The 14,082-nt window shown below is 70.1% G+C and carries 14 protein-coding genes; all 14 read left to right on the forward strand.

Going from position 1 to position 14,082, the window contains the following annotated elements; translation table 11 throughout:
• The first annotated feature begins 54 nt into the window (after nucleotides 1–54).
• On the forward strand, nucleotides 55–1,449 hold the full coding sequence (locus tag Sco07f_RS37840) for an acyl-CoA dehydrogenase family protein (protein ID WP_108990574.1): 1,395 nt from the start codon (nucleotides 55–57) through the stop codon (nucleotides 1,447–1,449).
• A gap of 4 nt (nucleotides 1,450–1,453) precedes the next feature.
• Nucleotides 1,454–1,936, forward strand: a complete 483-nt coding sequence (locus Sco07f_RS37845; protein ID WP_244942244.1) for a helix-turn-helix domain-containing protein — start codon at nucleotides 1,454–1,456, stop codon at nucleotides 1,934–1,936.
• An 83-nt stretch (nucleotides 1,937–2,019) separates the two neighbouring features.
• Nucleotides 2,020–2,583, forward strand: coding sequence for a hypothetical protein (locus Sco07f_RS37850; protein ID WP_308408059.1), 564 nt, complete (start codon nucleotides 2,020–2,022; stop codon nucleotides 2,581–2,583).
• Nucleotides 2,580–3,155: a DUF6624 domain-containing protein gene (locus Sco07f_RS37855; RefSeq protein ID WP_108990577.1), complete on the forward strand. Its 576-nt coding sequence runs from the start codon at nucleotides 2,580–2,582 to the stop codon at nucleotides 3,153–3,155. The genes Sco07f_RS37850 and Sco07f_RS37855 overlap by 4 nt, the downstream gene beginning before the upstream one ends.
• A gap of 74 nt (nucleotides 3,156–3,229) precedes the next feature.
• On the forward strand, nucleotides 3,230–3,697 hold the full coding sequence (locus Sco07f_RS37860) for a DUF6082 family protein (protein ID WP_108990578.1): 468 nt from the start codon (nucleotides 3,230–3,232) through the stop codon (nucleotides 3,695–3,697).
• Between the two features lie 201 nt (nucleotides 3,698–3,898).
• Nucleotides 3,899–4,063 (forward strand): FxLD family lanthipeptide, encoded by a 165-nt coding sequence (locus Sco07f_RS39945; RefSeq protein WP_159107047.1) that lies wholly within the window; start codon nucleotides 3,899–3,901, stop codon nucleotides 4,061–4,063.
• Nucleotides 4,064–4,169: 106 nt separating this feature from the next.
• Nucleotides 4,170–4,301, forward strand: coding sequence for an FxLD family lanthipeptide (locus Sco07f_RS37870; protein ID WP_011031314.1), 132 nt, complete (start codon nucleotides 4,170–4,172; stop codon nucleotides 4,299–4,301).
• A 37-nt stretch (nucleotides 4,302–4,338) separates the two neighbouring features.
• Nucleotides 4,339–4,518, forward strand: a complete 180-nt coding sequence (locus tag Sco07f_RS37875; RefSeq protein ID WP_108990580.1) for an FxLD family lanthipeptide — start codon at nucleotides 4,339–4,341, stop codon at nucleotides 4,516–4,518.
• An 83-nt stretch (nucleotides 4,519–4,601) separates the two neighbouring features.
• Nucleotides 4,602–7,694, forward strand: coding sequence for a lantibiotic dehydratase (locus tag Sco07f_RS37880; protein ID WP_108990581.1), 3,093 nt, complete (start codon nucleotides 4,602–4,604; stop codon nucleotides 7,692–7,694).
• Nucleotides 7,691–8,950, forward strand: coding sequence for a lanthionine synthetase C family protein (locus tag Sco07f_RS37885; RefSeq protein ID WP_108990582.1), 1,260 nt, complete (start codon nucleotides 7,691–7,693; stop codon nucleotides 8,948–8,950). The genes Sco07f_RS37880 and Sco07f_RS37885 overlap by 4 nt, the downstream gene beginning before the upstream one ends.
• An 18-nt stretch (nucleotides 8,951–8,968) precedes the next feature.
• Nucleotides 8,969–11,059 (forward strand): methyltransferase, FxLD system, encoded by a 2,091-nt coding sequence (fxlM, locus tag Sco07f_RS37890; protein ID WP_108990583.1) that lies wholly within the window; start codon nucleotides 8,969–8,971, stop codon nucleotides 11,057–11,059.
• 1 nt (nucleotide 11,060) lies between these two features.
• Nucleotides 11,061–12,185 carry a hypothetical protein gene (locus Sco07f_RS37895; RefSeq protein WP_108990584.1) on the forward strand — a complete coding sequence of 375 codons (1,125 nt, stop codon included), beginning with the start codon at nucleotides 11,061–11,063 and terminating at the stop codon, nucleotides 12,183–12,185.
• Between the two features lie 107 nt (nucleotides 12,186–12,292).
• Nucleotides 12,293–13,528 carry a methyltransferase, FxLD system gene (gene fxlM, locus Sco07f_RS37900; protein WP_244942245.1) on the forward strand — a complete coding sequence of 412 codons (1,236 nt, stop codon included), beginning with the start codon at nucleotides 12,293–12,295 and terminating at the stop codon, nucleotides 13,526–13,528.
• 118 nt (nucleotides 13,529–13,646) lie between these two features.
• Nucleotides 13,647–14,006, forward strand: coding sequence for a hypothetical protein (locus Sco07f_RS37905; RefSeq protein WP_108990585.1), 360 nt, complete (start codon nucleotides 13,647–13,649; stop codon nucleotides 14,004–14,006).
• Nucleotides 14,007–14,082 lie beyond the last annotated feature (76 nt).

The raw sequence follows: 14,082 nt of genomic DNA on the forward strand, positions 1-14,082 counted from the left end.
AGGCGAATCCCCGGCAGCTCCACGTTGCGACCTTCATCCAGGGAGAGGGAGACCATGTCCGCCACACCCACCACGCCTCCACCGGCGCTGCGTCCCTACCTCGGCGAGACTGACGAGGACGTCGCATGGCACGAGCTGCTCTGGCACGAGGCCGATGCCTTCGCGGTCGAGCACGCCGCGCCGCAGGCCGTGCGGATGGAGGCCGCTCCGGACAGGGTGGAGCGCAAGGTCGCCGGTCTAATGGCCGCCCGGGGCTGGTTCGCCGTCACCATCCCGGCCGCCTTCGGCGGGCTGGGTGCCGGACACGTGGCCAAGACCATCCTGGTCCACCGCATCGCACGGGTCTCGGCCGCTGCCGCCGCCATCCTGCAGGCCACCCTCATCCCCGTCGGCGCCCTGCTGCACTTCGCCACCTACGAGCAGAAGGGCCGCTGGCTTCCCCAGGTCGCGAACGGGTCACTGCTGCTGTCGATCGCCGTGACCGAACCACAAGCCGGCGGACACATCGGCGGGATCGAAGCCACCGCCGAACGCACCGGCAACGAGTGGGTGATCACCGGGAGCAAGATCCACATCGGTAACAGTCACCTCGCCGGGGCCCACCTCGTCGTCGCCCGTACCGCCGCAGCCGGAGTGAGCACCTCCCAGGCGCTGACCGCGTTCATGGTCGAAGCCGACCGCCCAGGACTCTCGCTCCCCGCCCATCGTGCCGGGCTCGGTCTGCACGGCTTCTCCGCCGGCCGCCTCGACCTCGACCACGTCCGCGTCCCCGACGACAACGTGGTCGGAGAGATCGGCCAAGGTCTGGCAGTGGCCCAGAGCAGCAGCATCATCTACGGCCGCCCCAACCTGGCCGCCCTCAGCCTCGGCATCCACGAAGCAGTCGTGGACACCACCACCAGCCGGCTCAAGACCCGCCCCCGCTACCAGGGCGCCCTGTCCGACCTGCCCGTCCTGCGGGACCGCGTCGGCGGCATGGAGGCCCGCCTGCGCGCCGGCCGGATACTCGCCTACCAGTCCGTGCACCTCCTCGACCGGGGCCTGCCCTGCGACGCCGAACTGATCAACTCGAAATACCTCGGCCACCAGTGGGCCATGCAGTCCGCCCAGGACGCCATGGAACTGCACGGCGCCCACGCCCTCGACGGTGACTACGTCCTCCAGCGCCTGTGGCGCGACATCCAGCACACCTACCCACCCGCCGGGACCGGTGAAGTCCAGCGCATACGCCTGGCGGATGCCGCCTTCGACGAGGACCACATCCAGTGGTCGGAACACCTCGCCGCCGAGGCCGCCTGGGCACGCCCGCCCCGACCGCCGCATGAGCCCCCGTGCGCGGCAGCCCGTAACTCCCCACCGCCGCGTACGGGCCCGTGCCGCCGGCCCCCGTCCCCCGCAGGGGCCGACGGCACCCCTCCCAGTGACCGTCCATCCCAGCCCAGAAAGTGACACCGTGACCCCGTCCGTAACGACCAGCGCTCCCGTCACTCCTCTGACACCGACCCTGCAGCGCGTCGCCCAGCACCTGGTAGGCGGCCTCACACCAAAGGAGATCGCCACCCAGACCCGGCTGTCGGCCGTGACCGTCCGCCACTACATCCGCGACATCCGCGAAAGCCTCCACTGCCCGCCCCGCTGCAAGCCCCCGGTGATCGTGCACCACCTTCTCGCCGCCCGGCAGGTGGCCACTCCCCCAGCAGACAGGCCCGCGCCGAAGCTCGGCCCGGACCAGCTGCTGCTGCTCCGAGCCGTCGCCGAGCACAGCGACCCCCGCGACATCGCCATCGCCGCCAAGCTCGCCCCCGCCGACCAGCGCGCCGCACTCGACCAGCTCCTCACCGACACCGTCGCGCAGAACCCCACCCATCTGGTGATTCTGGCGCACGGCTGGAAGCTGCTGCCGGCCCAGCCGACACAGCGCGGAGGAAGCCAGTGACCCGGGCCCCGGCCTCTGCAGCTGATCGGGAGCAGTCACCCGCGGCACCTTTCGCTCCGGCGCCTTCGGCCGCCGTGTACGAGGTGCGCACGTTACGCACGGACGCCGAGCGCGAGGAAGCCGCCGCCCTCGTCCAGGACAGCCAGCGCTGGCTCACCCTGCATGGTCTCCCCGTACCCGGGCAAGCCGACATTCCGGGCCTCCTCCGCGACCCGAAGACGAAGCCGGCCGGACTCTTCGAGGACGGGAGACTGCTGGCCTGCCTGATTCCCGAGCGCGACCCCGGCCTCAGCTGGGGCGAAGGCCCCTGTCTCTTCCTCGGCTACGTCCACACCCTGCCCGACGAGAGCGACGACATCACCCGCCTGATCACCCTGTGGGCATCGGACTTCGCCGCCCGCTTGGGGCTCCCGCACGTCCGTGCCGAGGTCACGACCCACCTCGGCTACCCCGTGGAGTCCCGAGCCGACCTCTGTCTCCGACTCATCAACTACGGCTGGAACTTGATCGGGTCCGGCCGGGCACACGACGGCAATCAAGGAGTCCGCCTCGAATTGCCAGCCGAACACCGTGCCGGACTCCACGCGCTGATCAGCTGCCAAGTCCACCTGCCTGAGCCGATCTCCCCTGATCGGAGCAGCCTGTGACAACCGACGAACCGCAGCGGCCGGACCTCGCCCGCGAGCTGATTGCCCGTGCCGCGCAATCCGCCCGGCACCGGGCCAAGCGCGTACGCAATCAGCTCGACGCCATCCAAGTGGGTCAAGGCCGTCACATCGACCACGTCAACGCCAGAATCCTGGGCCACATCCTGGCCGACCACGATTGGCCCGGCCATCGCCTCGTCGGCCTCGACGGCGCCCGCGCCGCATGGAGCATCGCCCTGCACAGCGACGACGACTACGCCCTTCAGCGCGCCGCCACCACCCTGCTCGGACGTGCGGTCCAGGCCGGCGACGCGCTCGTCCAGCACTGGGCGCACCTGCACGACCGCGCCCTCGTCACCAGTGGACGCGCCCAGGAGTACGGCACCCAGTTCCTGCTGAGCGCCGACGGGATCGAGCTGTGCCCGCTGCGCGCGCCGGGGTCCGTCGACGCACGCAGAGCCACCGTGGGTCTGCCGCCCCTTGCCGTCGCTTTCACAACGGTGCGCCGCCGCTACGCACCGGACAGCTCCGCCGACGAAGCCCCGACCGTCCTCCTCTCGGGGGCCGCGTGAACCAGCAGAACCCCGGGTTCTCTATCCGCCAGCCCACCTGCCGCAAATCTGCTCTGGGAAAGGTTCGTTGCCCGATGAAGCTCACCACCGCCGTCCTCGCTGCCGGTGCTGCCGTCTCCCTCACCACCGCCGTGGTCGGAGCCACCCGGCTCAAGCAAGACGCACGGCATCAGGCCGAGCGTAACGAGGCGTTCCTCACCGGCACCCAGCTCGACTGGCTGGCTCAGGTGTCCAACAGCCCCGCCCTCGCCAGGCTGTGGGCTCCCGAGGACCTCGACGCCAAGGAGTACATGCAGCTGCTCGCGGCCAATCGGCTCATCTGCATGCTCAGCGTTCGCGACCGTCTCGGCTTCGTCCGTACCGGACATCTGCCGTTCTACGCCGCGAAGCTGATGGAGAGCGACGTCTGCCAGCGCTATTGGAAGCGGTTCGGCGGCCTCCGTGCCGAGGAGGCCGAGGGCGATGAGCAGGCCGAGCACTTCACCCGGGTGCTGGACCAGGCCGCCAAGAATCGCCCGCAGGCGCAGCGCGCAGCAACCTGACGCGTATCTCGGTCCCGTCACCCTTCTTCGGGCTCCGTGTCCGTCCCCAATTCTCAGCCGGACAGCAGTTCTCGTGTCTGGCGAGGTGGCCGAGGAGGCCCGAGCGGCGCAGGGCATACAGCTGCCGCCCATCGGACAGAGCCGGCCGTACAGCAACACACCGAATCGAAGCGTTCCACCACATCGACCAGGAGGATTCCCGTGACTCCCAGGGTGACCGACCAACGCGTAAGGACCGTCTCGGCCTCTGCCGCGCAGGACCCGTTCGACCTCAACATCAGCGTCATCGAATCGGGTGGCACGGTCGCCTCCGACGGCGGCTGCGGCTCGACCTGCGGCAACGCCTGCATCTCCAGCGGCTCCTGACCGCACCAGACCACCGGCACGACGCCCATGTCGTGCCGGCGCCGCCCGCGCGGCACTCCCCTCGCGGCTCGATCGGAGCCGCGCACGGCAACGGAGGAATCAGCACATGCAGAACGACGAATTCGACCTCGACATCAGCGTCCTGGAGTCCGACGACGGCTCCGCCACGCTGATCAACCTGACCGACGACGGCTGCGGCAGCACCTGCTCCAGCCCGTGCGCCACCAACGTGGCCTGATCATTTTCCACCGCACGACGATTAGGGAGAAACCTGCATGAACGCGAACACCATCAAGGCTCAGGCGCAGTCCCCGGCCGCCACGGCGGAGGGTGATGCGTTCGACCTGGACATCAGCGTCCTGGAGTCCGGCGACGGCTCCGCCACGGTGATCAACCTGACGGATGACGGTTGCAAGCCGAGCTGCAAGGGGTCTTGCGCCACCAACGTGGCCTGACCCCGAGCGCGCCAATCTGCCAGCCCGTGCGGCCTTGCGCCGCGCGGGCTGGCACCCCAACGCGCCACAACCAGGGAGGGTGCATGGATTCACGGAAGGACGGTCCGCTGTACCGGTGCGCGGACGCTGCGCTGGTGCGCGCCGCCCGTTGCCCGAGGCTGCCGCTTCCCGCGTGGCCGGACCTCACCGACGACGCCCCGGATCGTGAGGTGCGGTGGCAGACGTGGCTGCGCGACGTCTGGTCGCTGTCCGAGGCTGCCGAAGCTATGGAACAGGCCAGCCCTCTGCTCGCGCAGCAGGTTCAGGCCCTGTGCTCGGTGGCCAGCCCTGAGACCCGTCAGGTGCGCCGCGCAGTGGTGTCGGTCATGCGGTACCTGCTGCGTATGACGGGCCGAGCGACCCCGAATGGTTTGTTCGCCGGCGTCGCGCACGCCTCGTTCGGGGAACGGCCGGGATGGTCCTGGGGTGAGGAGCACCGACCCGTCATCCGTGCCGATGGCGACTGGATCGCGGACCTGATCGCCCGCCTGGAAACACACCCTGAAGTTCTGCGGCACCTGCATGTGGTAGCCAACAACACCGTCTTCGTACGGGGTGATCGGCTGATCGTGCCCTACCCGTCCCGCTCACGCCACACCGAAGGCAGCCCGGCGGCTGAAGTGTCCCTCCGGTACACCAACGCCGTACGTGTCGCCGTCGATGCCGCTGCCTCGCCCGTCCCCGTTCATACCCTCGTGGAACTGATGAGGGCCGAGTACCCCGACGTTCCCGCTGACCGGGTGGAAGGGCTCGTCAGCAGCCTGGTCGAGCGCGGTGTGCTCATCAGCAGCCTGCACGCGCCCTCTGCCACCCTCGATGCCTTGGACCACCTGGTCGAGCAGGCCGAGGCCGCCGGCGCGCCGTCAGCTGCGGACCTCGTGGCAGACCTGCGGGCGGTCCGCGACGCCATCGCCCAGCACAACCAGGTTTTGGCTCCGACGGACGGCCGGTGCCTGCGTACTGCCTTACGTCTGAAGATGACCGCCTTGAGCACCGTCAAGGCCCAGCCGCTCACGCTGGACCTGCGCATGGACTGCTCTCTCACTCTGCCCCCAGAGGTTGCCCGCGAGGCTGAGAAGGCCGCCACGGTGCTGGCCCGGCTGAGTGCGTACCCCTTTGGCACGCCGGCGTGGAAGGACTTCCACAATCGGTTCTTCGAGCGGTACGGCATCAACTCGCTCGTCCCGGTCCGGGACCTGGTGGACCCGGACGTCGGCCTCGGCTTCCCGGCCGGATACCGCGACGCGGAAGCTGAGCAGCGTGAGGCCCTGACCAGCCGCGAACAGCGGTTGCTTTCCCTCGCCCAGGCGGCCGTCCTCGATGGCCGCGACGAAATCAGCCTGGACGAGGACCTGATCCGCACACTGACAGTCGGAGACCGAGACGCCCCGCAGGTACCGGCCCACACGGAGCTGCGCTTCCAGATCCGCGCCACATCCCAAGAAGCATTGGAGAGTGGAGACTTCGCCCTTCACGGCATCGCCCCCTCCCGCGGGATCGGCACCACGATCGGCCGGAGCCTGGGCTTGCTCGCACCAGAAGATCAGCGCCGCGCCGCCGCCATGCTGGGGAAGCTACCGGTCAACGCGCCCGGCTCGGTGCCCACGCAGGTCTCCTTCACTCCACTCGACCGGGGAGACACCAACGTCACCCGCGTCGCCGAACTCCTGCCAGCCGTCATTAGCCTGGCGGAGCACCGTCCGGTGGACGAGCGCACCGTCACGCTCGACGACCTCGCCGTGGGCTGCGACCGCCGCAGGCTCTACCTCGTCTCCCTCTCCCGCGCGTGCCTGCTGGACCCCATGACCCTGCACGCGCTGGACCTGCGAGGCCACACGCCGCCGCTCGCACGCTTCCTCACCGAGATCAGCCGCTCCCAGACCGCCGTCCTGAGCATCTTCCCTTGGGCGTCCGCCACCGCCCTGCCGTACCTGCCGCGCGTCCGCTACGGGCGCGCGATCCTCTCGCAGGCGAGGTGGCGACTGGACCGGTCGGAGCTGCCCGACCGCCGCGCCCCCTGGAAGGAGTGGCACAAGGCGGCCGACGAGTGGCGCACACGCCGCCGAGTCCCGGACGAAGTCTCACTGGCTGAAGAGGACCAGCTCCTGCCGCTGGACCTCTCCGAACGTGCGCACCTCGCGCTGCTGCGCGCCCACCTGGTCACCCACGAATCGGCGATCTTGACGGAAACGGAATCCGACGGAGGCTGGTTCGACGGACGGGCCCACGAGGTCATCGCCCCGATGACGGCCGTGCGCCCGCCCCAGTGGCCGGCTGTCCCGCCCGTGACCGCCGACCGACTCATCACGCGCGAGCACGGTCATCTTCCGGGCGCCGCCTTCTGGCTGCTGGTCAAGCTGTACGGGCACGTCGAACGACAGCCCGAGATCCTTGCCGACCACCTTCCCGTGCTGCTCAATCAGTGGGACGATCAGCTGGCCTGGTGGTACATGCGCTACTGCGACCCCCGCTGGCACCTGCGCCTGCGCATCGCGGTCCCCAGCGAGCAGGACTTCGCCCTCACCGCGCGGCGCGTGAGTTCGTGGGCGAACGGCTTGCGGCGTGCCGGGCTCCTCACCGACATGCAGTTCGCGACCTCCTACCCAGAGACCGGCCGGTGGGGCGCCGGGCCGCTGATGAGTCTGGCCGAGGACGTCTTCGCCGCCGATTCCCGAGCGCTGGCCGTCCAGTTCGCCCAGAGCACCCGCCCGCACCGACAGGCCCTTGCCGCAGCGAACTTCGTGTCCCTCGCTGCGGCCTTCACCGGCAGCACCGCGGCCGGCATGGACTGGCTGATCACCCACGGCCGGATCATCGACCCGCGTCCCATGGACCGGACCGTGCGTGGTCAGGCCGTACGTCTGGCCGATCCGACCGACGGCTGGGCTGCCCTGCGTGCCGTCCCCGGCGGCGCCGCCATCTCCAGAGCCTGGAGCGGGCGCGATGCGGCCCTGGCTTGCTACCGGCAGAAGCTGGATGCGTCCGGTGGTGGCATCGACCCGGACCTTGTTCTCGACTCGCTGCTGCACGCCCACCACATCCGCGCCGCCGGCATCGACAAGGACGACGAGCGGATGTGCATACGGCTGGCCCACGCCGCCGCGATGGCCTGGACTCACCGAGGAGATCACCGATGAACCTGAGTGACAGCGCACTGGCCACCGCCGACGTCCTCGCCGAGCGACTCGCCTCACCGCAGGACGTACGGGGGCTGCACCACCGCCAGGGTTGGTGGCCGCAGTCGCTCGCGCACGGCGCGGCCGGTGTCGCGCTGCTACACATCGAGCGGGCCCGCGCCGACCAGGGCCCGTGGCCACGCGCCCACGACTGGCTCGCCTGCGCCGCAGCCGAACCCGCCGTCGGCGGCCCGGACAGCCACCTCTACTACGGGGCGCCCGCGCTCGCCTTCGCCCTCCACGCCGCCGCCGACCGCCCCGGACGCTACGCCCGCGCCCTGGACACCCTCGACCGGTACGTCACGAAGGCCATCCTGGACCGGCTCGCGGACGCCCACACACGGATGGACCGCGGTGAGATGCCCTTGCTGGCCGAGTTCGACGCGATCCGCGGCCTGAGCGGGATGGGCGGGCTCCTGCTGCACCGCAATGTCCACACCGACGTCCTCCGCGAGGTCCTGACCTACCTGGTCCGGCTGACCGAGCCGGTCAAGCACGACGGGGAAGTTCTGCCCGGCTGGTGGAGCCACCTCGCCCCCTCCGGCACGATCTCCCCGGCGTATCCGGAAGGACACGCCAACAACGGCGTCGCCCACGGCATCGGCGGCCCCCTCGCCGTGCTCTCCCTCGCGGCCCGCCGCGGCATCACCGTCGACGGCCACCTCGACGCGATCACCCGCATCCTGACCTGGTTAGACCACTGGCAGCAGGACAGCCCCGCCGGCCCGTGGTGGCCGTACTGGATCACCCGCGAGCAGCTACGATCCGGCACGACCGGGCCCGGCCCCTCCCGGCCGTCCTGGTGCTACGGCACCGCCGGATTCGCCCGCGTCCAACAACTCGCCGCCCTGGCCCTCAAGGATCCGGCGCGCCAACACGCCGCCGAGTTCGCCCTCCTGCGCGCCATGACCGACTCCGGCCAACTCGACGCGACCGTGGACATGTCCCTGTGCCACGGCTTCGCGGGCCTGGCGCACATCACGCGCCTCGCTGCCGACGACGCCCTCACGCCCGGCCTCACCGCATGCCTGCCCCGGCTCCTGGCCCCGATCGCCGACACCGCGCCGGGCGCCCTGGCGGACTCCCTGATCAGCCCTCCTAGCGGCGGCGACATCGGGCTCCTCGAAGGTGCCGCAGGCACCGCACTCGCCCTGCACTCCTTCCACACCGGAACGCCGTCCGCGTCCGGGTGGGAGACCTGCTTTCTGACCAACTAGACGAAGAGAAGAGGAAACATGACTGCGGACGAATGGCCGCAACGCCTCATCCGGTTCACCAACTGGAGTCACGCGGAGGCCACCGCCGTGGAGTATTTACTCCCGGTATTGATCGCCCAGGAGTCGGAACTGGCCCAGTGGTCCTTCCTGCGGAAGCACCCCTGGTGGCGGTTGCGGTATCGGCCCGCAGGCCCGGACTCAGCAAAGGTCCTCGACGCTGCCCTGGACGAGCTGGTCGACACCGGCGTCCTCGCCTCCTGGACACGAGGCATCTACGAACCGGAAGAGACGGCCTTCGGCGGCCCCGCCGCGATGAAGATCGCGCACACCCTGTTCCACTACGACAGCCGTCACCTGCTGGACGAGGCGGCCCGCCAGCAGGCCGTCAGCGGCCCCCAGCTCGGCCGCCGCGAGCTGGCGGTCCTCCTGCTCAGCGTGGCGATGCGCGCGGCGGGACTCGACTGGTACGAGCAGGGCGACGTCTGGGCGAGGATCGCGGCCGAACGCCTCGGCGACGAGGTTCGTAGTCCGCAACGGCACCGGGCCGCTGTCCACCGGTTGATGACCGTCGACGTCGGCACCACTAGCCGCAGCGTCGCCCGGGGCCGACTGGCGCCGCTGGCCGAGTGGATAACCACCTTCGAGTGGTTCGGCCAGCAGCTCGCCGACCTCAACCGCCAGGGCCGCCTGGAACGAGGGCTGCGGGCCCTGATCGCCCACCACGGCATCTTCCACTTCAACCGCTTGGGCCTCCCCACCGAGGACCAGCACACCTTGTCAACACTCGCGAAAGAGGTAGTCATGGGAACGAACGACAACGCCGCGTCCACCCAAGCTGAGGGGGCACCGGTCACTACGGTCAACGGGGTGAACAGTGACACCATCGAAGCCCCTTCCGCCGGCCGTCTGCGCTCCCAGTTGATCGACCATCTGGTCGAGACCGGGTGCGTGCGCACGCCCCGGGTGGAGGAGGCCATGCGGACCGTGCCCCGTCACCTCTTCGTCCCGAACGCCCCGCTGGAGAAGGCGTACGGGAACGCACCCGTGGACACGAAGTTCGACGGGTCCGGGCGCTCCATCAGCTGCGCCTCCCAGCCCGACATCGTCGCCATGATGCTGGAACAGCTCGACGTCCATCCCGGCCAGAAGATCCTGGAGCTGGGGGCCGGCACCGGCTTCAACGCCGGACTCCTGGGCTACCTCGTCGGCGAGACGGGGCACGTCACCACGATCGACGTGGACGAGGACATCGTGGACGGAGCGCGCGGCGGACTGGCCGCCGCCGACATCCACAACGTGGAAGTGATCCTCGGAGACGGAGCAGTCGGCCACGCCCCCAACGCGCCGTACGACCGCATCGAAGCCACCGTCGGCGCCCACGGCGTTCCCCACGCCTGGCTCGAACAGCTCGCCCCCGGCGGACGGCTCCTCACCCCGTTGCGCCTGCGCGGCAGCGTCTCCCGCTCGATCGCCTTCGAGAACCAGGACGGAGCCTGGCGCAGCGTCGGCAGCCAGATGAACACGTTCATGCCGCTGCGCCGGGGCATCGCCGACGACCCGCGCGTCTTCGTGCCCCTGGACCCCGACCACACCGTCACCCTCGTCACCAACGGGGACCAGAAGGTCGACGCGGACGCCCTGAGCAACATCTTCCGCCAGCCGCGCACCGAGGCGTGGACGGACGTCACCTTCCGCGGCCCGGAGTCGGCGGAATACCTGGAGCTATGGCTCACCTGCGCCATGCCCAACGGCCTGAGCCGGATGCCCGCCAAGAACAAGGCCATCGAGAATGGGCTGGTCACCGCCCCCTACCCGTCCTCGACCGCGGTCTTCGAGGACGGCACCCTCGCCTACCTCACCCGGCGCCCGTACGCGAAGAAGGCCCCCGACGGCGCCACCCTGTACGAGTTCGGTGTCATCGGCCACGGCCCCGACGCCGAAGCCCTCGCCTCAGACGTCGCGGACCAGATCCGCACCTGGGACCAGGACTTCCGAGCGCTCGACGTCGGCTTCGAGATCCAGCCGCTCGACGCGACCCCGCTCGCGCCGAAGCCCGGCCGCTTCGCCTTCGACAACCCGCTCAACCGCATCGTCATCGAATGGCAGTGACATGGACGTCAGCCAGATAGCGAAGCGGTTCCCGCTCGTTGCCCGTCCACGTCCAGCGTGCCCGCCCCTCGCTGAACGGGTCCGCGAGATCACCGACCTCGCAGCCGCCGCCGAGCGCGACGGCAACGTGACCTCCGCGACCGTCGCCCTGAACAAGGCGGCGCTGATCGCGAGCGACTGCGGCATGCCGGACCTGGCGCGCACTCTGTGCTGGCGTCACGCCGAGGCCGTCCTGCGCACCCAACCCCTGGGCGCGCAGGAAGCCCGGTACGCCCTGGAACCCCTGGTCAACCTGGCCCGACTACGCATCCGCGACGGCGACGGGCACGGCGCATACCACCTGCTCGACTCCCTGACCCGAGCAGTCAGATCGAAGACCGAAGCGGTCATCGACGGCCGCACCACGTCCTTCCAGCACCTCACGACGTCGGCAGCTGATCATCAACAGGTGTGCCAATGGCTGTGGACCGTCCTCCTCGGCGACGGAACCCGTGCCCTCGTCGCAGCAGGCGAATGGGACCGCGCACGGGCGCACAGCAGGCAGCACCGGGGCATAGGCCAGCGTCTCTTCGACGGGCGTCAAGTGGAAGTGATCGTCCGCTGCCTCGGCGAGCAGTCCAGCGACGCGCTGACGTTCCTGCACACGAGCCATCTGGTGGAGCCATGGGAGCAATCCGTCGCGGCAGCGCTCACCGTCCTCTGCCACAGGGCAGCCGACGAGCACCCGGTCGAGCCGATCGACAAGATGGTGCAGCGCTACTTGGCCCTCGACTCGGCTCCCGAACTTGCCGTCTTTCGCTCCCGTGTGGGACTAGTCGTGCTCGACCTCTCCTCAAAGACCCGACAGGCCGCAGCAGTGCGCCGTCTCACCTGCGAAGCGATGACACAGACAGACGGGTACGTCGCACGCGACGTCCTGGCCCACCCTGTGTGCCGCAAAGCGCTAAGCCACGGCGAGCACCGTACGCTTTCCGCCGCCATCGCCTCAGCCGGCCTCGGTCAGGGGCACATCCCCGAACCCCTGACACAGGCCCTGCTGGCTGCTGCGTCCGTCTCGGCGGATGTATGGGAGCGCTACGTCAACCGTCGAGCCAGCCCCGGCTCGTCGCACCGCCTCGACTCTTGACCGCGACGGCGAGCCCCTTGGCGTTACGTCGCCTGCACACCGAAGGAGCTGACGTGTCTACCCGCGGGTCCCGCCCTGGGTCCCTAGCCTCCCGAACGGAGATCACCGTGACAGCCAGTACCGCCCCCACCAACCCGGACGAGGCCCTGGCCCAGCGGCTCATCGACAGCGGCCACCTGCACAGCCAGGCGGCCATCGACGCCGTCCGCACCACCGACCGGCACGCCTTCCTGCCCGGCGTCGACCTGGAGAGCGCGTACAAGGAGGACGCGGTCCCGATCAAGCACGACGAGCACGGGGAGATGATCTCCTGCATCTCCGCGCCGTCCATCGTCGCCACCCAGCTCGAACAGCTCGGCGCCCAGCCCGGTCACAAGGTCCTGGAAGCCGGAGCAGCCACCGGCTACAACGCCGCCCTCCTCGGCAAGATCGTCTCCCCCGGCGGGCAGGTGTGGACCCTCGACGTCGACCAGGACCTCGTCGCCGGCGCGAGCCGCCACCTCGCCGAGGCCGGCGTCGACAACGCCACCGCGGTGATGGCCGACGGCGCGGCCGGGCTGCCCGAGCACGCTCCCTTCGACCGGATCATCTTCACCGTCGGCTCGGGCGACGTCCCCGTGAAGATCCTCGACCAGCTCGCCCCCGGCGGGCGCCTGGTCCTGCCGATGCGCATCCGCGGGAGCATCTCCCGCTCCTTCGCCTTCGAACGCGACGGGGAGACGTGGAAGACCGTCTCCTGCGAGATGGCCACCTTCATCCCGCTGCGCAAGGGCGTCTGCGACAACGTGTACACGCTGGTGCCGATGACCGGCGAGGGCAACGTGCGCCTGGAGACGTTCAGCGAGCAGGACGTCGACCGCGACGCCCTGCGCACCGTCCTCGACCAGCAGCAGACCAAGATGTACACCGGGGTGAAGTTCCGCCAGGGCTCCGCCTGGGAGTGGCTGTACCTGTACCTGGCCTGCGTGCTGCCCAACGGCCTGTCCCGCCTGCCGGGCCAGCGCCGCGGATTCACCCCGCACTTCGGGTGGGGGCTCCATGGCCGCCCTCGACGCCGGGTCGCTCGCGTACCTGACCGTCCGCGAGGGCGAGGACGAGAAGGGCCGGTACTGGGAGGCCGGCGTGATCGGCCACGGCGAGGCAGGGGCCGACCTCGCCGAGCGCGTGGTGATCGAGATCCGCGCCTGGGACGCGACCGGCGGCAACGCCGCCCCCGAGCCGGGCTTCCGGATGGCCGTCGCCGACTCGCGCGAACGGCTGACGCCCAACGACCCGCGCTTCGTCGTCGACAAGCCTTACAGCCGGCTGGTCGTCGACTGGGCGCGCAAGGGCTGAGCCGGTGATCCCCGCGATAGCCAGCCGCATCCCCCTGGTCCGCCGCACCAAGGCGCCCGCGCTCCCCCTGCAGGCGCACTGCTGGCCCGCCGAGGCCCCGTCCCGGGAGACGATCTCGACCGCACAGTGGAGGAAGCCGTCCGGCTCCTTGCCCATCCCGATCCGCCGACCGCCGTCTTCCAGGCCCGAACGGGCCTGTCAGCCCTGGAAGTGGATCGCGCCGGCCGCCATCATGCGCGGATACTCGAGTCCCTCGTCAGCGTCGCACGACTCGACGCCTACGCCGCACGAGAGGCTCTGCACAACCCCGTCGCTGCGTCAGCCCTGGCCGAGCAGGCGACCGGAGCGCTGACCGCGGTGATCGCCGCGGCCGGACTGGGAGCCGGCGCTCTGTCCGCCCCCGACCACGAGGCCCTGAGGGGCGCGGTCGGCCACGCCGAGAGGGAGCTGGAAAAGCTGCTGCAGGCCGATTCCCATACCGGTTAGGAGGGGGTGACCTTCTCTGCCGAGGCGTACTGCTCACGTGGTGTGGCGGTGTCGGCGTTTCGGCCATTTCCTGCCC

It is taken from the genome of Streptomyces coelicoflavus (assembly GCF_003112555.1).
GTDB lineage: Bacteria > Actinomycetota > Actinomycetes > Streptomycetales > Streptomycetaceae > Streptomyces > Streptomyces coelicoflavus.